The organism is Motilimonas eburnea, from assembly GCF_021295345.1.
GTDB lineage: Bacteria > Pseudomonadota > Gammaproteobacteria > Enterobacterales > CBDFNC01 > Motilimonas > Motilimonas eburnea.
In genome coordinates, this window is sequence record NZ_JAIMJB010000012.1 from 108,557 (window position 1) to 131,141 (window position 22,585).

A 22,585-nucleotide genomic window follows, 5' to 3' on the forward strand; every position below is an offset into this window, starting at 1 on the left:
CATGTCCGCACAAAGCGTTTTAGCTCTACTTAAAGAGCATGATGTTAAATTCGTTGATTTACGTTTCACTGATACTCGTGGTAAAGAGCAACACATCTCTATCCCTGCGCATCAAGTCGACGAAGATTTCTTCTCTGAAGGTAAAATGTTCGACGGCTCTTCAATCGCAGGCTGGAAAGGCATTGAAAAATCAGACATGGTCATGATGCCAGACGCATCTACTGCTGTTATCGACCCGTTCACTGACGAAACAACTCTTAACATCCGTTGTGACATCCTAGAGCCAGATACAATGCAAGGTTACGACCGTGACCCACGCTCTATCGCTCGTCGTGCTGAAGACTTCATGCGTAGCGAAGGCATTGCTGATGACGTATTCATCGGTCCTGAGCCAGAATTCTTCCTATTTGATGACGTACGTTTCGGCAACTCAATGGGCCACGTATTCTACCAAGTAGATGACAAAGAGGCAGCTTGGAACACAGGTAAAGAATACGAAGACGGTAACATCGGTCACCGTCCAGGCGTGAAAGGCGGTTACTTCCCAGTAGCACCTGTTGACTCTTCTCACGACATCCGCTCAGCGATGTGTCTGGTAATGGAAGAGATGGGCCTAGTAGTAGAAGCGCATCACCACGAAGTAGCAACAGCAGGTCAAAACGAAATTGCTTGTCGTTTTAACACACTTGTGCCAAAAGCGGACGAAATCCAAATCTACAAGTATGTTGTTCACAACGTAGCACACGCTTACGGTAAAACAGCGACTTTCATGCCTAAGCCACTTGTTGGTGACAACGGTAGCGGTATGCACGTTCACCAATCTCTACAAAAAGATGGTAAGAACTTGTTCTCTGGCGACCTATACGGCGGCCTATCTGAAACGGCTCTTTACTACATCGGCGGTATCATCAAGCACGCTCGTGCAATCAACGCTTTCACTAACGCATCGACTAACTCGTACAAGCGTTTAGTACCAGGCTTTGAAGCACCTGTAATGCTAGCTTACTCAGCACGTAACCGTAGTGCGTCTATCCGTATCCCAGTGGTACCTTCACCAAAAGCACGTCGTATCGAAGTTCGCTTCCCTGATCCAACAGCTAACCCATACCTAGCGTTCTCTGCGCTACTAATGGCTGGCCTTGACGGTATCAAGAACAAGATCCACCCTGGTGATGCAATGGATAAAGATCTATACGATCTACCAGCTGAAGAAGCAAAAGCAATTCCACAAGTTGCTTACTCACTAAAAGAAGCACTAGAAGCGCTAGATGCTGACCGTGAGTTCCTAACTGCTGGCGGCGTATTCTCTGATGACTTCATCGATGCTTACATCGGCCTTAAAGGTGCAGAGCACGAAGAAATCAACATGGCAGTACACCCACTAGAATACCAAAAATACTACTCAGTATAATTTCCCGGTATCGATTGGTAACACGCCAATAATCCGTAACAAAACCCGCTTTATGCGGGTTTTTTTGTATTCCCTGCACTATTTTTAAGTATTAGTCACATTTGTATCAACTACCTGCTTGCCATCTTTTTGTGCATCAGAGAAACTGTGCTTCCATTAGAAGGGATGCATTCATGAAATACTTATTTTTGTTGCTAGGATTTTGCACGCTTAACCTCAGCGCTTCACAAACCGATACGGTTTATCGCTGGGTTGATAAAAATGGGACGGTCCATTATTCGGACAAAAAAGTCGCAGGCGCAGAGAAAGTCAGTATTCAAGTCTCGCCCAGCCACAAGGTGCCAGTGACGCCCGTCACCACAACAGCCAAAAATAAGCCCGCTGGTAAGCCAGTGGCCGAGCAATCGAAAACACAATACCGCACCAGTATTACCTCACCCGTTCATGACAGCACCCTGTACGACAACAACGGTAACATTAGCGTGAGTGTTGATGTTAAGCCAGAGTTTGGCGATGGCCAAACCTTACAATTATTGATCGACGGCACCCCAGTGGGTGAAAAACATCAAAGTCCCACACTCCTTGTCACCAACATTGATCGTGGTAGCCATAATTTACAGGTTCAACTTATTGATAAAAACGGCAAGATAATTGCATCATCAGAAATTATAACCGTACATTTACGCCGCGCATCAGTTAGATAGATCTCGCTCACCTTTTCAGCTTTGTTTTCTGGTGCTGGGCGCGATTCGTTCTAAGCTAATGCACCAAAATGATGCAAAGAAAAATAGGTGATCCCTTGCAACCATACCCTCATGCCGAGTCTGTTTTAGAGCATCTCGTTTCTGCTGTTTTTTTGCTCGATGATAGCCTAAAGATTAGCTATGCCAATCCAGCAGCCGAACAGCTATTGGCACAAAGCGTAAAACGACTAACGGGATTACGCTTCGATCAATTACTCGAGCACACCTCGCTAAACTTTGCCTTAATTCAAAAAACGTTACACTCTGGCCATGGGTTTACCGACAATGAAGTCACGTTAGTCATTGATGGCCAAGCGGTATTGGTTGAGCTTACCGCCACCCCTTATTTTCAAGCAGGCTTGGGCTATGCCTTGGTGGAAATGCGTCAGATTGATCAGCAGAAGAAGATTAGCCAAGAAATCTACCAACACGCTCAGCAACAAGCCGCGAAGGAACTGGTACGCGGCCTTGCTCATGAGATAAAAAACCCGCTCGGCGGTTTGCGTGGGGCCGCGCAATTGTTAGAAAAACAATTGCCTTCTCCCGAACTGAAAGAGTTCACCGAAATCATCATAGAACAAGCCGATCGTTTGCGTAACTTGGTTGATCGCCTACTTGGACCACAATGTCCTGGCCAGCAAGAAATTCATAACATTCATAGTGTATTAGAGAAGGTACGAAAGCTGGTTGAGCTCACGAAGGGCGACAACATTAAGATCAAAGTTGACTATGATCCCAGTATTCCTGACTTTGAAATGCAGCAAGAACAAATGCAGCAGGCCTTTTTGAACATTATTCAAAATGCCATTCAAGCGCTGGCTGACACTGAACAGGGTGAAATCAACATTATCACGCGCACTGTGTTTCAAGTCACCATTCATGGTCAGCGATTTCGCTTAGCCGCCGAAATTCGCATTGTCGATAACGGACCGGGCATACCGCAAGAGCTAAAAGATACCTTATTTTACCCTATGGTAACGGGACGCGAAGGAGGCACTGGCTTAGGCTTATCCATCGCACAAAACCTCATTAATCAGCACAAAGGTCGGATAGAGTGTAATAGTTGGCCGACCCACACCGAATTTATTATTCAATTACCACTGAGGAAGTAACAATATGGCTAATAAAGTCTGGATCGTCGATGACGATAGCTCTATTCGTTGGGTACTGGAAAAAGCCCTTGCTCCTTCAGGTATTGCCACACAAAGTTTTGCCGATGGTGAATTGATGTGGCAACAATTAATGGTAGAGCAACCGGATGTCATCATTTCCGATATCCGTATGCCAGGTATTGACGGCATCGCTTTATTGCAACAGGTACAACAAGAGTTTCCTGACATTCCTGTTGTGATCATGACCGCCCACTCGGATCTTGATAGCGCGGTCAACGCCTATCAAGCTGGCGCTTTTGAATACTTACCTAAGCCTTTTGATATCGACGAATCCGTGGCGCTCATTGAGCGTGCTTTGATCCATGCCAAAGAGACCAAGGCCAGCAAGGAGCCAACGGCTCCCACTTCACCCGCACCTGAAATTATCGGCGAAGCCCCCGCCATGCAAGAGGTGTTTCGCGCCATCGGTCGTTTATCACGCTCTAGTATCAGTGTATTGATTAATGGCCAATCAGGTACAGGTAAAGAGTTAGTGGCACACGCGCTGCATAAGCACAGTCCGCGTAAAGATAACGCCTTTATTGCGTTAAACATGGCCGCTATCCCCAAAGACTTGATCGAATCGGAGTTGTTTGGCCATGAAAAGGGCGCATTTACTGGGGCCAATTCGGTGCGCCAAGGCCGCTTTGAACAAGCCAATGGCGGTACCTTATTTCTCGATGAAATAGGCGATATGCCCTTGGACATTCAAACTCGCTTGTTACGGGTGCTGGCTGATGGTCAGTTCTATCGTGTCGGTGGTCATTCCTCGGTTAAGGTGGACGTGCGCATTATTGCCGCCACTCACCAAAACCTCGAACACAAGGTGGCTGAGGGTGATTTTCGTGAGGATTTGTTTCATCGCCTTAATGTGATCCGAATTCACATTCCTTCACTCAATGAACGCCGTGAAGATATCGTCAAACTCGCCAACCACTTTTTGTTACTGGCAGCAAAAGAACTGTCGGTTGAAGCCAAAACCCTTCACCCTAAAGTGCAAGACTATCTGGCCCAACTGAATTGGCCCGGTAACGTTAGGCAACTTGAAAACGTCTGTCGTTGGTTAACCGTCATGGCAAGCGGACAAGAGGTGTTACTAAGCGATCTGCCACCGGAGCTATTGCAAGCCCCTAGCAATGATGAAGCAACCACGTCGAATCAACAAACGTGGCAACAACAATTACGGCTTTGGACTGAGCAACAATTAATGGCTGGCCAAGTGGATATTTTAGCCAATACGGTACCCGAGGTTGAACGTATCATGTTATCTGCCGCCTTGGCCCATACCCATGGCCATAAGCAAGAAGCAGCCCGCTTACTCGGCTGGGGAAGAAACACCCTAACTCGCAAACTGAAGGAACTAGAGCTTAATATTTCTTAACTTTTACTCGGTGCCTAGGGCTCATTGACTTCAGGGGCCTCGATGACCGCAGGCTCTTCGATGACCGCAGGCTCTTCGATGACCGCAGGCTCTTCGATGACCGCAGGCTCCGCCATATCGTCGGATACAGGCGCGTTCACCGTGATATTGACAGAGGCGTCCTCAGGCGTCTCCTCTGGGGCCGCCAAATCGGGTAAGGGTTGTACTATGGGTTGTACTTCAGATTGAGCCTCAATTGAGGGACTGATAGTGGCCTCCACAGGCGCTTGGGTAACACGCTGTCCCTCGCTTTCGATATTGTTGTCAGCTTCAATGGGAAGTACTACCGCGGGGGTATCGACCGTCACTTCTAGCTTAGGAACGGAAGTATTCGCATCTGCTGGGCTAGCGGGGGGATCTAACTCTAAACTAAGGCTGAGCTCATTAATACGGGCATCTGCGCGGGCTATTTGCTGATCTAACCGTGCAATTTCAGTTTTAGCATCGGCCAGCGCCATCACAAGTTGCGCCTTGTCAGAGGTTTCAGAGTCAACACTGGCTTTAAGTGCTTCATTCTCGGCCATCAAGGTATCAAACTGCTGCTTTAACACTAACACCTGTTGTTCTGGAACGGCTTTTTCTAATTGCGCATTTGCCGCCGCGAGCTGCTCATTGAGCTCGACTAACTCGTCATTCATGTTGGTCATTTTGGCTTGCGCTTGTGCCAGCTCATCTTGTTGATGGGTCAGGTTGGCTATTTTTTGTTGCCAAGCCTGTTGTTTTTGCTGCCATTCATTTTGCTGTTGCTCGGTCTTTTGCTGCAGCTGAGCGAGGGTATCTTTCAATTGAGTAAAGGCTTGCTGGCGCTGCTCGAAATCATATATCGCCGTATTGAGCTGCCTTTGTAACTCACTCTGCTTAGTCAAACTGCGTTTTTCTATCTGTTGAGCCGTTTGCGCTCGTTGCACAGCAGATTCAGCTTGGGTAAGGGCGTCAGAATACAAATAAAACCCAATGGCGGCCAAAATCAAGCTTATCGCGGTCATTGGCCACGCCAATGATGAAAACGCAGAAGGTTGGCTCATGTAATCCCCTTTGTCTTGTTATTACTTTTACTAATAGCTTAGCAAGTCCAGCTCAGGCTACAACTTGTTCGAGTCTACACATAAATGACACCAAGCAATGGGATCTTTGCCAAGAATAATGGCATCGAAATCTGAGCTTAAGGCTAAATAATCCCCATAATAAGCAAAAACGCATACCGCACTATTTAAAATTCATATACAAACTGTTGCTTATGATTTATTGATGATATGGTAGTGATGTTTCTATTTATCTTCGCTTTCTTTAGAGAAATCGAACGATAAATTTGTCCAGCACATCCCAGTTGGTTAGGCAGGCTTTTAAGCCTGCTTTTTTTTAAGTGCTTGCCCTGGTTTTGATTCTAAAGCCAATACTCTTGATCACTGGATTACGCTGCGAATGATTCAGTGCATCCAACAAGCTTTGCGCGGCCTCTTTGCCTACCTCTGCATAAGGAATATCCACTGTGGTTAAGCTGGGTTGCAAGGTGTTACACAGGTTAGGGTCATCAAATGTGGCGACGGCGAGTTGTTCAGGCAGTTTAATCCCACGCTTATTGGCCTCCAAGATTAAACCCGCAGCTAATTCACTGTGGCTGCAAATCACGGCATCAATATCCGGCCAACGCTCCAGCGTGGAGATCAAACAATCCGCGCCCACCGAAAAGCTAGCTTGAGGTAACCCCAATACCAAGCGATGGCTGGCCAAATTATGATCTAGCATGGCTTTTTGCCAGCCAGCCAAACGCATGGCAAAACGACCAAAGTTAGTATATGCACCAATAAAGCCAATTTGGCGATAACCTTTCATATAGAGAAACTTAGTTAACTGATAGGCAGAGGCATGGTGATCAACGCCAACATTGATGTGGATGGGTTCATAGGTTAACGCTGAAATTTCCACCACGGGCAAATTGATATTGGCAATGTACTTAAGGGTCTGTGGTGTGTGTGGCGTACCCGGCAAGATCAAGGCGGCGGGGGAGTGTTGCAATAACGCCCTGACCTGTTTTTCTTCCTCCATCGAATCATAATTTGACGCAGTAAAAATCAACTGATATCCCGCAGGCTCAAGTACTGACTTTAGGGCAAGCACCATTTCATTGGTTGCAAACTCCGTTAGCGAAGGCAAAATCACCGCGATGGTATCTGAGCTCGATGACGCCAATGCGCCTGCCGCCTTGTTGGGTAGATAACCCAATTGAGCCACCGCGGCATCGATGCGCGCACGTAACCCTTCAGAGACCAACTCGGGGGTACGCAGCGCCCGCGATACCGTCATTGAGCCCACACCAGCTAATTTAGCGACATCAGCGAGCGTCACTCGACCACTGTTCTTTCGTTTCCTGCCTTGGTTCATGGTACCTCCCTATGCGTTAACCCGATAGTACCATTGACCAAGGATAACGTGATAGCGCGATAGGATGGCTTAGTTACCTAAATCCATCAGGCTCAAGCCTGACAGTGCATTCGATCTCAGGCTAACTACCAAACTGGGAGTAATCAATGCGATGCAAGGCTTTGTTGTGCATTTCTTTGAACATCGCTGGCGCGATGCGCGTGTATTCTCGCCAAGGCGTCAGCTCTTCTTGGCTGAAAGATTTGGCCGCACGTAACTGTTCAAAAATAGAAAAGCGCAACCCAGAAAAAAGCGCCTTGCCTAATGTACTGCGTACGTCGTAACTGAGGTCGTCCACTTCTTCTTGTAATGCTGTAATTAGCTGCGGTGCGCCTTCTTGAAAACCTTGTTTAGCAAGCGCTAAACCAATTTCGAGTGCACGCTCTTGTAAAAACTTTTCTAAAATTCGCGGGTCGGCTTCCACATCAAAGAGTAAATCATGGAATTTTTTGTCACCTTTTTGTCTGGCTTCATTAAGGCAGTCAACCATGGTTTCATCGAAAGAACGTAAAAACTGATGCAAACATGCCATGTGGCCCAAAAACAGCAAACCGCCTAACATCATTCCTTCAGCTGGACGCTTGTATCCTTGTTGCTCAAGTAGATAAGACGTGGCTAAACCTGTGGTCAAAATGTGTCGCCATAACTTCTTGCCAAGGCCCGGGATCACAGCATTGTGCATTTTGATACGATACTTAAACACCATGGCTGGCACAATTTGTTTAAGGATTTCCACACCCAATAAGCCAACGGCAGCTTGCGCATCTTTAACCGCCCTAGGTTTACGGCCGAGCAACTCCATAAAGCTATCACTGCCAACAAGATAGAGCAGGCGTCTCTTCACTTCAGGGTTTTGTTCTAACATGGCGCCAATGGCCGATAAGCGTGGAAAGGGCAAGGTCAAGCTAAGCAACAAATCCGTTGTCGATGACGGCATCCGCAATAAATGCGTCATCACTCTCTCAGGCTCAGACAATTGCCCTAGCATATCGTTTATATGGCGCTTGTTAAAATAGCTGGCTGCGACTTGTAGGGCTTTAGCCCGTTGACGCTTGGCAGCTTGTTCTTTTTCGACTCTGGCTTTTTCAACATCCAGCAGGATCCGCTGACTCCAGCCTGATTCTTTTACTTCCTTATCTTCTTCTTGCTCAAGTAACTCTAGCTCCAAGCCATCATTGAAGTCTTCGTCACCCAAAACATAATTTTTACCCACTAGAAAGTGATCGAACCGGGTATGGATCCGCTGCGCTAATGTTAAGTTGTTAGATTTTTGAACAGCACTCATAAAGGGAGATTAAACCTCAAGCAAATGTAGGTTAAGGATAGGCCATATCACTCAGTGAGCTCAAGAAGCATGATTCTTTGCCCTCCACTATTTTTCACTTAAGGTGAGCTGACTGGATAGGATTCACTCATTGGGTTGCCATATATCCCCCCTCCACCAAATAAGTTACTTTTATAATCCCTTGCCAATATTGGAAAAAAATGGGCAAAGATCACACACTACGTACAATATATAGACAGATATTGCGATTAATATCACCAATTAGGTATATTAATTTGCGTTAGCGGCACAGAGCGTGCCGGTAACAAGGTTTATGATCAGATTCATACCCCTCTTCTTTCAGGATTTATGCCATGGCTATTTTTCTATATGAAGTGGACGCCTTACTTTCGCAAAAGGAATTGCAAAACATCAATGCGGCTTTAGCCTTCAACAGCGTAGATCAACTTACGCTAGCTCATTTTTCTCACCTGCAACACAGGTTTGATTTTCTTGAGACAGAAGAATACCGATCTTGGTTACGCTATGAAGGTGCCGATTACCTTCATAATCCTCGATTATTAATCAACGCCCCGCTTTCAGCATTATGTGGATTAATTGCTTACATCATTAATCACACCAACAAAAGTACCGATTCAATTCGGTGCCACCCTGATTTTGCTGAATTATTATCCAACCGGTTAAAGGCATTTATTTGCCACTAAACTGACCCACGAATAAAAGCACATTTTTCACACAATAATTGTGCTTTTTTTCATCGAACAGACATAAAAAATTAAAAAAGTTAGTATATTTTTCAACCAATTAGGCTAACACCATGTTTTTAAAGGTTAATTTATTTTTTGCAGGGTGTTGACAAAGACAGGCGAAATCCTAATAATGTGCGCCATCGGAGACACGGCGACGCTTACAACGCCTTCTAGTTAAAGCCTAAGGCATTAACTTTCGAACAGAGAAATCTGAAACAGATAAAACCAAGTAAGCACAGTCGGTGATTAGCGCAGCCTGGTAGCGCATCTGGTTTGGGACCAGAGGGTCGGGAGTTCGAATCTCTCATCACCGACCACTATTCCTCCTTAGCTCAGCTGGTAGAGCGACGGACTGTTAATCCGCAGGTCGCTGGTTCAATCCCAGCAGGAGGAGCCAAATTCGGAACGCTTGATATATAGATCAAGGTTCAGATTGTAATGCGGAAGTGGTGAAATTGGTAGACACGCTAGATTTAGGTTCTAGTGCCGCAAGGTGTGAGAGTTCAAGTCTCTCCTTCCGCACCATTACAATTAGAGTTTCCGGAGGGGTGGCAGAGTGGCCGAATGCACCGGTCTTGAAAACCGGCGAGGGTTAATAGCTCTCCGAGAGTTCAAATCTCTCCTCCTCCGCCATATTCAGAGTTAGCACTCTATAAATAGCTAGGTAACAGAATGAGTTTCGGGTTCGGCTCCGATACAAGTTCGAATTACCGAGAGAGAAAACTCTTAAAAACGTGACAACAGGGATATCGCCAAGCGGTAAGGCACCGGGTTTTGATCTCGGCATTCTGAGGTTCAAATCCTCATATCCCTGCCACATTCCACTAACAAGATAATCTTGTTGGTAACAAATCTTGGGGGGGTTCCCGAGTGGCCAAAGGGAGCAGATTGTAAATCTGCCGCGAAAGCTTCGATGGTTCGAATCCGTCCCCCCCCACCATATTTCCCGAATACCGGTGAGGTGGCCGAGTGGCCGAAGGCGCTCCCCTGCTAAGGGAGTATGGGGTTTGTAGCCCCATCGAGGGTTCAAATCCCTCCTTCACCGCCATATTCCTTTCTCCTATATATCTTGTTTCAAATCATCTCTCGCTTATTTATTCCTTTTTCATCCTGTTGCAACCATAAATAGTTCTAGCCTTACAGACGTCTAAAATGATAGATTTAGTGCTTATCTATTCATAACTCCTGCATAGGGTTCCTTGTAGGGGTTATCAGTCTCGTTTCGATAATGTAAGGAAGTAGAAACGCCATGAAAAAAGTAGGTCTAGTTGGTTGGCGCGGTATGGTGGGCTCAGTCCTCATGCAACGTATGTCTGAAGAGAAAGATTTTGATTTAATTGAATCGACTTTCTTCACCACCTCACAGGTTGGTTTACCTTCTCCAGATATTGGCAAGACCAGCACCACTCTGCAAGATGCTTTTTCTATTGAAGCACTAGCAGAAATGGATGTGATCTTAACTTGTCAGGGCGGTGACTACACCAAAGAGGTTTACCCTAAACTTCGTGAAAGCGGTTGGGATGGCTACTGGATTGATGCCGCTTCTGCACTGCGCATGGCTGATGACAGCATCATTGTTCTTGACCCGGTTAACAGCGACGTGATCCAGCAAGGCATCAAAGATGGCGTTAAAACTTACGTCGGTGGTAACTGTACCGTATCGCTGATGTTAATGGCATTAGGCGGTTTATTTGAAAAAGGCCTAGTTGAGTGGGCAACGCCTCATACATACCAAGCCGCTTCTGGTGCGGGTGCGCGCAATATGCGTGAACTGATTAGCCAAATGGGTGTGATTGAAGACAGCGTTGCGGCTGAGCTTGCTGATCCGGCATCTGCTATTTTAGACATTGACCGAAAAGTGGCTGAGACCATCCGCAGTGATGAATTCCCTACCGAACAATTTGGTGCGCCCTTAGCGGGCAGCTTGATCCCATGGATCGATGTACCACTGCCGTCAGGTCAAAGCAAAGAAGAGTGGAAAGCACAAGTTGAAGCGAACAAGATCCTTGGCCGTAGCGACAACCAAATCCCAGTAGATGGTATTTGTGTGCGTATCGGTGCAATGCGCTGTCACTCTCAAGCCATTACATTAAAACTAACCAAAGACATTCCGGTTGCTGAAATTGAAGAAATTTTAGCTAGCCACAATGATTGGGTAAAAGTGATTCCTAACGATCGCGAGATCACGGCACAGGAACTCACCCCAGCTAAGGTGACAGGCACCTTGAGCGTCCCTGTCGGTCGTATTCGTAAACTGACCATGGGCCCTGAATACATCAGCGCATTTACAGTAGGTGACCAACTACTTTGGGGGGCTGCAGAGCCACTTCGTCGTATGCTACGCATTCTACTTGCGGCTTAATGCAGACAAACGAATAAAGGGCTTTAATAGCCCTTTATTTTTGTTTAGCTTTAATGGGTCGGACAATGGCTTTCCAAATGCCTATGTGCGTCCGACATATCTACGCTAAAGCGCCGGTCTAGTTGTCGTCTTGTTTCACCGGAAGGATCAGAGGCAATAATATGTAACATAATTTCCGTCGCTTTTTGCAAATTGCCACCTTGAATTTCGCGAACATAATCATCAACCAACTTCATAATAAGCTCCCGCTTTGCCATGCCCTAAACTGCCCATACCGGCACACAGCATCACTCAGTCAAACCAACAAATTAGTATTTCTCTCTCGAACATTTATCGCTTGCTTGTTATTCGTCATCGGCTGACTCAACCTAAGTGTCCCATCAGGTATTGCCCGCCTGACCATGTTGATATATTTACAACCAACATCACAAAAAATAGCTTACTTTGATACTTATTTGTTAATTCGAGGCGTGAATTATTAATCAGTCACGAGCAGATATAGCCAACTCGCTGTTTAAGTTATTATTTGCCAGATATAAGTGTTTTCTTTTGTTTAGATGAAATATTTATATAAGTGGAGACTTAAGGACGACCTGCAGCCAAGAAGGTGTCAATAGCCCTTTCTCTGGCAGGCTGTTACACAAAGAAGCGACGTTTAATGAAGACGATGACAGACAACACCAATAGAATAATAACCAGGTGGGCAGGATCCACTAAGTATTGATAAAGTCGTTGCAGCCAATGTATTGGCCAACTTAATTCCCCCTCGCTCGATGAGTGCACCCTAGCCCTATCCCAACGAAAATCATCTTTAGGTTTAGAAACTAACACAGGGTCAAAAACCAAAGCTTGGTTGAGGCCTTGTTGGCCAGATAATCCCATCAATGCGGTAAAGTTGTTCTTGAAATCTAACCATTCTGACTTCACCAAGGGGGCACTGGCGCCTAGCATTTGCTGGATAAGGGTCAGCTCTTGATGCGAGCTACTCGACAAGGGGTGTCGTGGGCTCACTACCGCAGGCTCATTCGACGCCATTAAGTGTGTGTCTATACCTATATGATGGGTAGCTGCAAGGGCATCTTTCGCCTCTGCAACCAAAGGTGGCAGCAAGGGCTGTTCCCCATAGGCAGAGGCTAAAGTGGCAATATCTAGGTGAGTATAAGACGCAAACAACCTTGATTCCATCGTGTAATCATTCACTATCAAGCCTGCATTGCCGCCCCAGCTAGTGAGGCTTATTAACAACCCAAGAATCGCTTTTTTCACCTGAACCTCGTTATCCTAGTGCTACTTTTATTCTAGTTGCTAGATGGCAGAGGTGCTACTGAATCACCCAGACATAGCCGCGTGCGGGCAAAGGGTCAGTCGATTTTTGCTAATCAACGGGGATGGCCCGTGCATCTTAAGGGGGCTTGGGGTTATACTGGCGAACAAAGGAGGCAAGATGATTATCTTTAAGTGCCACGGCCCTGCCAATGAGTTTGCACAAATCCAGATCCAGGCACTCCATGCCACTCAGGTTGGCGCGGTGAGCTTTAACGCCAATGATGACCAATTTGCGGTGAGCCTACTCAGCCATTGCCGCAGTGATTCAGGCGGCCACTTTAATATGCTGGCTGGCACCAAACCCTTGTATGTAGAACAATGGCTGGATTACTTGCAAGAGCAAGGGGTGATTCATCATTATCAACAGCAAACGATACCTTTTGAGCCTACGACCTATGCCGAGCAACTTAAGCTCGATGATGAACAAGCCGAGCATTTACTCAACCTCGTTTATGCCGTTGGCGGCTTTAATAAACTTCAAGTGTCACGCTTTTTGAAGCAACGCCGCAACCTTTCATCCATGTCAACCCGTTATTCCAAAGAAGACTTGGCACGATATTTAAAGCTAGGAGAAACCATTAATTTTATCCTCCAGCTAAAAAAAGCAACATCATCGGACTAAGCCAAGCGGAATGTTTCGGCCAGAGCGTTTTGTACTTGCTGTTTGATCTGAGTCACCTCAGCTGAGCTATAAGATGATTGAGCAGGCGCTCCCCATACAACCCCAGGCCAAGTCGGATCGTCCTGAAACCGAGCAACGATATGTATGTGCATTTGTTGCACCACATTGCCGATGGCAGCCACATTGAGCTTAGTTGGCTGGTAGTGGGTATTCACCATTTCACTGATTGTATTGATTTGTGCTAGTAAGCCCAACTGTAAGGCATGGCCCAGTAGAAATAGCTCGGTTTGAGCCGTTTTTGGCACCAAAATAAACCAAGGGTAATCGGCATTTTTAGACAGTAATAAGATACTGATATCAGACTCGCCGAGCATATGGCAATCTTGGGCAAGTCGTTGATCAAGGGTAAACTCAGGCATCATTCAATCCCACAATGCAAACAAGATGCTCAGTATATACCCAATCAACTTGAAGATGCATGTTTCAAGCATATCTAGGTTGACGGGCATAGGGCACTTTGCAGTCAATTATGCAGCCTGATAACGAATGATTTCTTGGCTAATTTCTGGATGTTGGTCGCGATGAATTTGAAACAGGTAATCACGCAGCGCGCCTGACTCCATCCCACCTTGTTCGAGTTGATAAGCAACGGTATGACTGTCTACAAAGCGACTGATTTTACCTTTAAGAGCTATTTCAGTGCCATCCGGTAACAATAAGCTGTGTTGCTCAAGCTGTAATGGTACATGTTGATCCGGCTTGGTGATGCTCAATGATAAGCCTGATACCGATAAATCGATCACCTCAAAAGGCAAGGCTTCCCCTTGAGGGGATAATAAGGTAACGCTTTGTGCCTCGGCTCGCCAATATCGCAACTGCTGCCCTGCCTCATAGATTTCAGGGGTAGCGAAACGTAAATAGGGTACTCCTAGATCGTTTACGCTAATTTCGAGTGGAAACACGAAGTGATGGGCGCCAAACCTGGCGACGACTTGTAGTGTATTTGCTGTCCCTAACTGCGTTAAAAAACCACTTTGGTCAGCAACCACCTCAAAGTCTAGACTCTGGGGAGGGTTACTTGGTGGTTTTTCAGACATTAGCTCCGCAAGAAAATCCATTTCTTCCGGGTTCAGGACAGCGTGAGATTTGTCCTGTTTCATTGCTTTGGCCCATTTCTCCCATTCATTGGGAGTTGTTGTTATATTATCGTTGATATTTTAACCAAGCGTAAAAAATGAGCAACTGAGGAAGGAGGCAGAGGTTGATTATTTATAAAAGTTTGATTGTTTTTTAGACATTTACTGCTAGGAGTGAGGTTCCCATCCACTCGCCTGATTTGGTTAGCCGTAATGAAACAAAACTGAAACTAGTAAATATAGCTAGCGGTAGCCACCGCAATGATCGGCAGCAGCACCATCATAACGGCACTCACACTTAGCCAAAAACCTTGCTTATTAACTAAACTAACGGCCAATGCCAACACCGCACCGACGACGCTAATGGCCACCGTCACTAGGCTACCCGAGCCATCATCACTGACTTGATAAAAAAACAAACTGATAATCCAGCCTGCCAATAGCAGGCTGGGAGGAAGGAGGTTTTTAAACATAAAACGCCTTATCGTTATTGTTCGTCATTAGGGCCTGTTGATCTTTGATGGTTGATTTTTGTTCGAGTGGGAGACACCCTGTCTAAAAGCGTTTTGGGCAAGGCGAGCAGTATGTAGCTTAGCAATCTAAGTAAATACTGCTCAACGACGAACAAAACGCTTTTAGCCGAATCCGTAGGACAGCGTTTGTTGGTCATTTCTACTGCATTAGCGCCTTTTCGCGTAGGTAACTATGCCACAAAGTCGCTGCCTGGTATAAATACCCAACAAATCGCTGCAAAAACCAGCACGAAAGATCAACAGGCCCTAAGCAAAATGGGGGAATTACTCTTCTGGATCCATTTCCACATCAACCACATAATCACCTTCGAGCCAATTACGGCCAATCAGCAGCTTATATGACATCTTTTTACGGTCACTGAGGTTCACCAGTACCTTTTTCGTCTCACCTCGCCAGCCAAGACCAAGCTCCACCTGATATCGTCGTTCTTTGGCGATAGCGTTTCGGATAGTCACCACATCAACAATCTTAGCCTGAAGGGTACGAAACTCTTCCTTTTCATTCATGGTCGTAAAGGTAATGGTTTTACCAATATTGTCTTTCATTTCACCCGCATCATCATCCACTTTAATATCAAAGGCATGAATTGAGGTGGTATGCGCACCTGTATCGATACGCGTTAGATACTTGAGGTTATCTAACTCGGCGACTTTGATGTATTCAACAGGCCCAACAGAACGCTTCTCCGCTGCACTATAAAAAGTCCAGAAAAGGCTTGATAAACAAAAGAGTAAAACTATTTTCTTCACAATACTTCCTATCATTTGATTAAGAAACGAATAACCCTCAAAGCTTAAGCGCTGGATTTACAAATATCAACGTAAGCTTTAACAGTGCGCTCATACCCTTGGAGCAGCGATTCAACCACCAAGGCGTGGCCAATCGACACTTCTTTGATATCAGGAATAGTTAAAAATAAATCCAGATTTTCTAGACTCAAATCATGTCCCGCATTCACCTCTAACCCTAAATCTTGCGCAGCTTTAGCTGCTTCAGCATACTGAGCCAACACGTCATCTTGCTGTTCGGTTGCAAAAGCATGGGCGTAGGCTTCGGTGTAAAGCTCAATACGATCGGCCCCAGTAGCGTGGGCTAACGCCATGTCTTCAGACACAGGATCCATAAAAATGCTGGTGCGGATGCCAGCCGCTTTTAAGCGTGCCACTACGTCTTTTACCAGCGCAAAGTCTTGGTGTAAATTCCAGCCATGATCTGAGGTGATTTGATTAGGATCATCGGGAACGAGGGTGCATTGATGAGGCTTAGCATCGAGCACGACGTTTAAGAATTCTTCACAAGGATAGCCCTCAATATTAAGCTCAGCGCCAGGGTATTGTGCAGCGACTTGTTTTAGCTCATAAACGTCACTGTAGCGTGCGTGACGCTGGTCAGGCCGAGGATGTAAAGTCAGACCATTTATGCCGAGGGCTAAACCTTGGCGAGCAAATTCAGCTACGCTGGGATAATCTCGTCCACGAGAGTTACGAAGAAGGGCGATTTTGTTGAAATTAATACTAAAAAACGTGCTCATGTAATTCGTCTAACCAAGCCATTAAAATAAGCCTAAACCATAGCATAGCTGGTATCTAAAGGCAGGTATTACAGGCATAAAAAAACCCGGCAAGCCGGGTTTTTCGCTTCTTTTCGACAATGATTATTTAATCACGTGAACCGAAGAAGTGTTAGTTGTACCCGAATCAACTAGGGCACCAGAAACCATCACTACGTTGTCACCCGCTTTAGCAAGGTCTAGATCTTTAGCAATCTTCATACCTTGGCTGTAGAAGTCTTCCGTGTTGTCGATTTTCTCAACAACCACTGGCGTCACACCTTTGCTTAGACATAGCTGTTGAGCTGTCTTAGCGTTGGTAGTAATCGCTAGGATTGGTGCTTTAGGGAAGAATTTACGTACAGAACGTGCAGACTTTCCGCCTTCAGTCGCAACAATGATTAGACGTGAATCTAATTGCTCAGCTGTCTTAACCGCACCACGACAAACCGCTTGAGTGATGCTCTTAGCATCTGTGTCAGCGCTCGTTTCAACACGAGAAGGCATACGCTCATCGGTGCTGTTACAGATAGTCGCCATGATTTGTACAGATTCAGCTGGGTATTTACCCTTAGCACTTTCACCAGAAAGCATTACTGCATCAGTACCGTCTAAGATAGCGTTTGCTACGTCACCCGCTTCTGCGCGTGTTGGACGAGGGTTTTTGATCATAGAGTCAAGCATTTGCGTTGCCGTGATAACTGGCTTACGCGCTGCGTTACATTTCTCGATCATCATCTTTTGCGCGAAGATAACAGCGTCAACGTCGATTTCAACACCTAGGTCACCACGAGCAACCATGATGCCGTCAGACGCTTCTAGGATAGCGTCAAAGTTATCAACACCTTCTTGGTTTTCGATCTTAGAGATGATTTGAATGTTTTCACCACCGTTTGCCGCTAGCAGCTCACGGATTTCTTGTACGTCTGCAACTTTACGGATGAAAGAAGCCGCGATGAAGTCAACGCCTTGCTGACAACCAAATACAAGGTCAGCTTTATCTTTTTCAGATAGTGCTGGAAGTTGTACGCTTACGCCAGGAAGGTTAACGCCTTTGTTCTCACCTAGCTCACCGTTGTTTTGTACTTCACATTTAACTTCAGTATCTGTGATAGCAGTAACTTTAAGTGCAATTAGACCGTCATCGAGTAGTACAGTGTTACCTACGCTTAGGTCTTTAGTTAGACCTGGGTAAGTAACTGCAACGATTTTGTTGTTACCAACAACGCTTGCGTCAGTCGTTAGAGAGAACTCTTGACCTGCAACCAGTGCAACGTCGTTACCGCCTTCTAGCTTGATAGTACGGATTTCTGGGCCTTTGGTATCAAGTAAGATAGCGACTTTCTTACCTGTAATTTCAGAAACTTCGCGGATGGTGTTGATACGACCACCGTGCTCATCGAAGTCACCGTGAGAGAAGTTAAGTCTCATCACGTTCATGCCGTTAGCGACTAGCTTAGTTAGCATTTCTTTAGATTCTGATTTAGGACCGATAGTACAAACAATCTTAGTTTTTCTCACTTTTCTCTCTCCGACAGACGCATCGCGTCATTGTAAATACAAAACTTGGACTCATACATTTCCCTCAATGGGAATGCGGCGATAAATTTTAGAAGCTGAATTGTACTCGAAATTTGTTGTGAAATTACAACTTCAGGTCAATAAATTTGGCGAAAATGGCGAAATTGACGTAATTAATAAACCTTGCCACACACGCTGGTGACAGTTTAGTCAACGTTAGCTTGTTTCTCATCCTGTGCCGCGAATCCGGATCATATCATGGCCTTTAAAACCTTGCGCTAGCACCATAAAACCATGGTTTTATGATGTTTCAACGAGATCGCCTCAAATCCACATCTGCAACAGAATTAGACGCTATTGAAGCAAAACAAAGACAGCTGAATCGTTTTTAACTTTGAAAATTTACAACCAAACTGAAAGCTTTGCTTTCAGTCAGCTCTTTTATTCATCATAACCATCAGGTAGCATGCGTGGCTTTTTCTCAGGGCAGGTTACTTATGTTTGCAGGTTTTGACTATGGCACATCTAACTGTGCAGTTGGCGTAATACAACACAAGCAAGCGAAGCTGGTCCCGCTTAGCCAGCAAACCCCCTTACTGGCCTCCACCTTGTATGCGCCCGAGAGAGAGATTATCCTGCCTTGGCTCGCTCATGCATTACCCGCATCCCCATTAAAAACCGAGTGGTTAAAGCAACGCGGCCCAGCCATATTAACTGCGCAGCGGGTACAGCAAGAATTAACCCTAGATGGCATAGATACTCAGCTGCACTTTGGTGAAGCGGCATTAGCAAAATACCTCGAAGAGCCCGAAGAAGGCTACTACATCAAGTCCCCGAAGTCCTTCTTAGGTGCCAGTGGCCTAAATCAAGTGCAATTAGCCCTGTTTGAAGACATCGTCACCGCCATGTTTTGCCATATCAAGCAAACGGCTGAGCAGCACCTAGCCGACAGTCTAGAGCAAGTGGTGATAGGCCGACCGGTTAACTTTCAGGGCCTTAAAGGTGAGCAAAGTAATCAACAAGCACTGCAAATCTTAACCCAAGCAGGCCACAAGGCTGGCTTCAAAGCCATTGAGTTTCAATATGAGCCCATCGCCGCTGGCTTTGCCTTTGAGGCCACGTTAGACCGCGAGCAAAAGGTGTTAGTAGTCGATATCGGTGGCGGCACCACGGACATTTCGTTAATGCAGATGAGCCCAGAGTATCAAACTTCATCGGAGCGCCACCAGCATATTTTAGGCCACAGCGGTGAACGCATTGGCGGTAACGACTTTGATATTCATTTTGCGCTGCGCGGCCTGATGCCCTTGTTTGGCTTAGACTCGCAATTGGTTACCGGCAAGCCGATGCCAGCCAAGACCTTATTTGATGCCGTCGCCATCAATGATGTTGGCAGTCAAACCCGCTTTTACAGCCGCGACAATCAACTTATGTTAAAAGAGCTGCTCAAAGACAGCTGCGTCCCTGAACAATTACAGCGCCTGATGCATTTACAGCAACACAAGCAAAGCTATCAACTGGTTAACACCGCCGAGCAAGGCAAGAAGCAATTGTCAGAGCAAAGCCACTATCTGGCGGATTTAGGCTATATCGAGGCAGGCTTAGCGTGCGAGCTAGCGCAAACCACGTTAAGCCAAGCCAGCGCTCCTTTATTAGCTAAAATTCAAAATCTTATCGATGAAACACTAGCTCAGGCACAGACCCAGCCCGATGTCATCTTTGTCACCGGCGGTAGTGCTAAATCCCCTGTTATTACCGAATTTTTGCGTCAAACCTACCCTAACAGCCCACTGCGAGCCGGCGATCACTTTGCCAGTGTGGCGACGGGATTAACCCGCTGGTCGCAGCTTTGCTTTAGTTAAACCTTGTGAATCGCTAGGACGATGCGCGCTAGGCTAGCGCAATTGGGATAAAGGGGTTAATATAACTGTATATATAACCAGCTAACATCTTACTGTGAAACTATACATAGCTGAAAAACCTAGCCTTGCCCGCGCCATCGCCGCGGCCTTACCTAAGCCGCAAACCAAGGGCGATGGCATGATCACCCTCGCCAATGGCGATTGCATTTCTTGGTGTATTGGCCACTTACTTGAGCAAGCTGAACCCGATCAGTACGATGCACAATATCAAAAGTGGCGCCTTGAGCACTTGCCTATCACGCCCCAGAAGTGGTTACTTCAACCAAAAAAAACCACTAAGAAACAGCTAAGTATTTTAAAGAAACTTATAAAGCAAGCCGACACTATCGTACATGCGGGCGATCCCGATCGTGAGGGTCAGCTATTGGTTGATGAGGTGATCAACTACGCCGGCATTAGCCAACAAAAAAAACAACAGGTGCAGCGCTGTTTGATCAGTGACTTAAACCCCAGCGCGGTTAAACAAGCGTTAGCCAGCTTGCGCAGCAATCAAGATTTTGTGGCCCTTTCCACATCAGCACTTGCCCGCAGTCGCGCAGATTGGCTATATGGTATGAATATGACTCGTGCTTACACCCTTCAAGGTCAAAAGTCGGGCTATCAAGGCGTGCTTTCCGTAGGCCGAGTACAAACGCCATTATTAGGGTTAGTGGTGCAGCGCGACCAAGAAATCGAGCACTTCGTCAGTCGCCCCTTCTATGAGGTACTGGCCCATATCAGCACCGACAATGGCGCCACCTTCACCGCCAAATGGCTACCCAGTGAAGCCTGCCAGCCTTACCAAGATGAAGAAGGCCGCGTACTGCTAAAAAAGCTAGCCGAAAAAGTGGTCGAAAAAATCCACCAGCAGCCAGCGTTAGTGTTGGCGAACGATAAACAAGTTAAAAAACAAGGTGCACCGCTGCCCTTTAGTCTATCCAGCTTACAAATAGAAGCGGCGAAACGCTTTGCCATGAGCGCGAGCCAAGTCCTGGCAAGCTGTCAAAAACTCTATGAAGAATACCAGCTGATCACCTACCCACGCTCAGACTGTCGTTATTTGCCCAAAGATCACCATTCACAAGCGCCAGCCATAGGTCAAACCCTGATCAACAATTTGCCCGATTTACAATCACAAATCGAGCAGGCCAACTGGCAACAACGTAATCGCTGCTGGAATGACAGCAAGGTCGGCGCTCACCACGCTATCATCCCAACCAACAAAACTTATGATGCCAACAAGCTAGGCAAAAGCGAACGGCAAATTTACCAATTGATCACGCTACAATATTTGGCTCAGTTTTATCCTGATTTTCGCTACCACGAACAAACCATCTTGTTGGAAATCCAAGGCGGACAATTTCGTGCCAAGCAAAAAAGCACCTTAGATTTAGGCTGGAAGGCGCTGTTACATAAAAGCAACCAAACCGAGTCAACCCCATTACCCGATGTGGCCGTTGGTTCACAGCAACTTTGCCAGCAGGGTGAATTAATCGAGAAGCAAACCCAGCCCCCTGAATATTTTACCGACGCCACCTTATTAGCCGCCATGACGGGCATCGCCCGCTTTGTTGTCGATAAAGAGCTAAAGAAAGTGTTAAAAGAAACCGATGGGCTAGGCACAGAAGCGACTCGCGCCAGTATTATCGAGTTGCTATTTAAGCGCGGATTTTTACAACGACAGGGTAAGCAAATTAGCGCAACCGCTATTGGCAAGGCGTTAATTGCTAGCTTACCCGATAGCGCCACCCGTCCAGACATGACTGCCCACTGGGAAGCGCAATTAGATAGCATGAGTCAAAAGAAATTTAGTTATCAGCAGTTTATGAGTCAACTACAAGCTCAGTTACAGCAACTGATCGAGCAAGCTATTGCACTGCCGAGCGCGGCATTAGGTGACTTAAAAAACCTCAGTCCAAGCAAGCCAGCATGGCGGGGTAAAAAACGAAAAACCGCAGCGAAATCCCGTGCGAAAGCTAAGCTTAAAACATCCTAAGCTTACTCAAGGAATCACATCGTGGCCGACTTACCTATTCTCGCCGAAGGGCAGCTAACCAATGGTGAATACCTCACCGCGTTCGCCCTCGATAATGGCGGGATCAAGCTGCAAACACATACCAATCATGTCATATTAGAAGTGCAACCCGCTAGCTTATCACTGTGCCATGAGCATAATGATCATTGGCTAAAGGTGCATCTTGGTAGTACTGAGGTCCATTTTGCCCTAACGGCAGAATCGGTGGCTGACTTTAATGCCCTGCTGGTCGTGACTTAAAAGAAGTGGAATAAAAGAAGGCCCGATACAAATACTTATGTATCGGGCCATAGTCATCTCACCATTCCATGATGATCCAAGTGCTCCCTGCGTTCCCTGACTTATGCCTTCCTAGGCTTTCCTTCACTCATTCCGTGAGTTGTCCCTCTGTCATCCTGACTAACAAATCTTCCTGATTT

At 46.3% G+C, this 22,585-nt stretch carries 21 protein-coding genes and 7 tRNA genes; 17 read left to right on the forward strand and 11 right to left on the reverse strand.

Going from position 1 to position 22,585, the window contains the following annotated elements; all coding sequences use genetic code 11:
• Position 1 precedes the first annotated feature (1 nt).
• The 4 genes from glnA to glnG all read left to right on the forward strand — a co-directional run bounded on the left by glnA (position 2) and on the right by glnG (position 4,686).
• Positions 2-1,411 carry a glutamate--ammonia ligase gene (gene glnA, locus K6Y21_RS13265; protein ID WP_233072324.1) on the forward strand — a complete coding sequence of 470 codons (1,410 nt, stop codon included), beginning with the start codon at positions 2-4 and terminating at the stop codon, positions 1,409-1,411.
• Between the two features lie 173 nt (positions 1,412-1,584).
• Positions 1,585-2,115 carry a DUF4124 domain-containing protein gene (locus tag K6Y21_RS13270; protein WP_233072325.1) on the forward strand — a complete coding sequence of 177 codons (531 nt, stop codon included), beginning with the start codon at positions 1,585-1,587 and terminating at the stop codon, positions 2,113-2,115.
• A 68-nt stretch (positions 2,116-2,183) separates the two neighbouring features.
• Positions 2,184-3,266, forward strand: a complete 1,083-nt coding sequence (glnL, locus tag K6Y21_RS13275) for a nitrogen regulation protein NR(II) (protein WP_238486407.1) — start codon at positions 2,184-2,186, stop codon at positions 3,264-3,266.
• Between the two features lie 4 nt (positions 3,267-3,270).
• On the forward strand, positions 3,271-4,686 hold the full coding sequence (gene glnG / locus K6Y21_RS13280) for a nitrogen regulation protein NR(I) (RefSeq protein WP_233072326.1): 1,416 nt from the start codon (positions 3,271-3,273) through the stop codon (positions 4,684-4,686).
• 14 nt (positions 4,687-4,700) lie between these two features.
• Here glnG and K6Y21_RS13285 read toward each other — a convergent pair whose 3' ends face one another.
• The 3 genes from K6Y21_RS13285 to K6Y21_RS13295 form a co-directional block, all read right to left on the reverse strand.
• Positions 4,701-5,750 carry a hypothetical protein gene (locus tag K6Y21_RS13285; protein ID WP_233072327.1) on the reverse strand — a complete coding sequence of 350 codons (1,050 nt, stop codon included), beginning with the start codon at positions 5,748-5,750 and terminating at the stop codon, positions 4,701-4,703.
• A 334-nt stretch (positions 5,751-6,084) separates the two neighbouring features.
• Complete coding sequence (locus K6Y21_RS13290; RefSeq protein WP_233072328.1) at positions 6,085-7,107, reverse strand: LacI family DNA-binding transcriptional regulator; 1,023 nt, start codon at positions 7,105-7,107, stop codon at positions 6,085-6,087.
• 121 nt (positions 7,108-7,228) lie between these two features.
• Positions 7,229-8,431, reverse strand: a complete 1,203-nt coding sequence (locus tag K6Y21_RS13295) for an HDOD domain-containing protein (RefSeq protein WP_233072329.1) — start codon at positions 8,429-8,431, stop codon at positions 7,229-7,231.
• A gap of 353 nt (positions 8,432-8,784) precedes the next feature.
• Between K6Y21_RS13295 and K6Y21_RS13300 the strand changes: the two genes are divergently transcribed.
• From K6Y21_RS13300 to asd, 9 genes are all read left to right on the forward strand, one after another.
• The gene (locus tag K6Y21_RS13300) at positions 8,785-9,135 is read left to right on the forward strand and encodes a hypothetical protein (protein ID WP_233072330.1); all 351 of its coding nucleotides are present in this window, start codon (positions 8,785-8,787) and stop codon (positions 9,133-9,135) included.
• A gap of 285 nt (positions 9,136-9,420) precedes the next feature.
• Positions 9,421-9,497, forward strand: a tRNA-Pro gene (locus K6Y21_RS13305).
• A 4-nt stretch (positions 9,498-9,501) separates the two neighbouring features.
• Positions 9,502-9,577 (forward strand) — tRNA-Asn (locus tag K6Y21_RS13310).
• A 43-nt stretch (positions 9,578-9,620) separates the two neighbouring features.
• Positions 9,621-9,705 (forward strand) — tRNA-Leu (locus K6Y21_RS13315).
• Between the two features lie 17 nt (positions 9,706-9,722).
• Positions 9,723-9,813 (forward strand) — tRNA-Ser (locus tag K6Y21_RS13320).
• Positions 9,814-9,922: 109 nt separating this feature from the next.
• Positions 9,923-9,997 (forward strand) — tRNA-Gln (locus K6Y21_RS13325).
• Between the two features lie 39 nt (positions 9,998-10,036).
• A tRNA-Tyr gene (locus K6Y21_RS13330) sits at positions 10,037-10,120 on the forward strand.
• A 15-nt stretch (positions 10,121-10,135) separates the two neighbouring features.
• Positions 10,136-10,228 (forward strand) — tRNA-Ser (locus K6Y21_RS13335).
• Positions 10,229-10,429: 201 nt separating this feature from the next.
• A complete protein-coding gene (gene asd / locus K6Y21_RS13340) occupies positions 10,430-11,542 on the forward strand; it encodes an aspartate-semialdehyde dehydrogenase (protein WP_233072331.1) in 1,113 nt (370 codons plus the stop codon).
• A gap of 50 nt (positions 11,543-11,592) precedes the next feature.
• Here the strand turns inward: asd and K6Y21_RS13345 are convergent, their stop codons facing one another.
• Positions 11,593-11,778, reverse strand: a complete 186-nt coding sequence (locus K6Y21_RS13345; protein ID WP_233072332.1) for a hypothetical protein — start codon at positions 11,776-11,778, stop codon at positions 11,593-11,595.
• 400 nt (positions 11,779-12,178) lie between these two features.
• A complete protein-coding gene (locus tag K6Y21_RS13350; protein ID WP_233072333.1) occupies positions 12,179-12,808 on the reverse strand; it encodes a hypothetical protein in 630 nt (209 codons plus the stop codon).
• Between the two features lie 178 nt (positions 12,809-12,986).
• Between K6Y21_RS13350 and K6Y21_RS13355 the strand changes: the two genes are divergently transcribed.
• Positions 12,987-13,490, forward strand: a complete 504-nt coding sequence (locus K6Y21_RS13355; RefSeq protein ID WP_233072334.1) for a hypothetical protein — start codon at positions 12,987-12,989, stop codon at positions 13,488-13,490.
• Here K6Y21_RS13355 and K6Y21_RS13360 read toward each other — a convergent pair.
• The 6 genes from K6Y21_RS13360 to pykF form a co-directional block, all read right to left on the reverse strand.
• Complete coding sequence (locus K6Y21_RS13360) at positions 13,487-13,912, reverse strand: HIT family protein (protein WP_233072335.1); 426 nt, start codon at positions 13,910-13,912, stop codon at positions 13,487-13,489. The genes K6Y21_RS13355 and K6Y21_RS13360 overlap by 4 nt on opposite strands.
• 105 nt (positions 13,913-14,017) lie before the next feature.
• Positions 14,018-14,650 (reverse strand): PilZ domain-containing protein, encoded by a 633-nt coding sequence (locus tag K6Y21_RS13365; protein ID WP_233072336.1) that lies wholly within the window; start codon positions 14,648-14,650, stop codon positions 14,018-14,020.
• 206 nt (positions 14,651-14,856) lie between these two features.
• Positions 14,857-15,099 (reverse strand): hypothetical protein, encoded by a 243-nt coding sequence (locus tag K6Y21_RS13370; RefSeq protein WP_233072337.1) that lies wholly within the window; start codon positions 15,097-15,099, stop codon positions 14,857-14,859.
• A 324-nt stretch (positions 15,100-15,423) separates the two neighbouring features.
• Positions 15,424-15,909: an ATP-dependent zinc protease family protein gene (locus tag K6Y21_RS13380; protein ID WP_233072338.1), complete on the reverse strand. Its 486-nt coding sequence runs from the start codon at positions 15,907-15,909 to the stop codon at positions 15,424-15,426.
• A gap of 44 nt (positions 15,910-15,953) precedes the next feature.
• Positions 15,954-16,691 (reverse strand): pyridoxine 5'-phosphate synthase, encoded by a 738-nt coding sequence (locus K6Y21_RS13385; RefSeq protein ID WP_233072339.1) that lies wholly within the window; start codon positions 16,689-16,691, stop codon positions 15,954-15,956.
• A 123-nt stretch (positions 16,692-16,814) separates the two neighbouring features.
• Positions 16,815-18,230 (reverse strand): pyruvate kinase PykF, encoded by a 1,416-nt coding sequence (gene pykF, locus K6Y21_RS13390; RefSeq protein WP_233072340.1) that lies wholly within the window; start codon positions 18,228-18,230, stop codon positions 16,815-16,817.
• Between the two features lie 497 nt (positions 18,231-18,727).
• Here pykF and yegD point away from each other — a divergent pair, with 497 nt between their 5' ends.
• From yegD to K6Y21_RS13405, 3 genes are all read left to right on the forward strand, one after another.
• Positions 18,728-20,092 carry a molecular chaperone gene (gene yegD / locus K6Y21_RS13395; RefSeq protein WP_233072341.1) on the forward strand — a complete coding sequence of 455 codons (1,365 nt, stop codon included), beginning with the start codon at positions 18,728-18,730 and terminating at the stop codon, positions 20,090-20,092.
• A gap of 94 nt (positions 20,093-20,186) precedes the next feature.
• Positions 20,187-22,127 carry a DNA topoisomerase III gene (locus K6Y21_RS13400; RefSeq protein ID WP_233072342.1) on the forward strand — a complete coding sequence of 647 codons (1,941 nt, stop codon included), beginning with the start codon at positions 20,187-20,189 and terminating at the stop codon, positions 22,125-22,127.
• 21 nt (positions 22,128-22,148) lie between these two features.
• Complete coding sequence (locus K6Y21_RS13405; protein ID WP_233072343.1) at positions 22,149-22,406, forward strand: hypothetical protein; 258 nt, start codon at positions 22,149-22,151, stop codon at positions 22,404-22,406.
• Positions 22,407-22,585 lie beyond the last annotated feature (179 nt).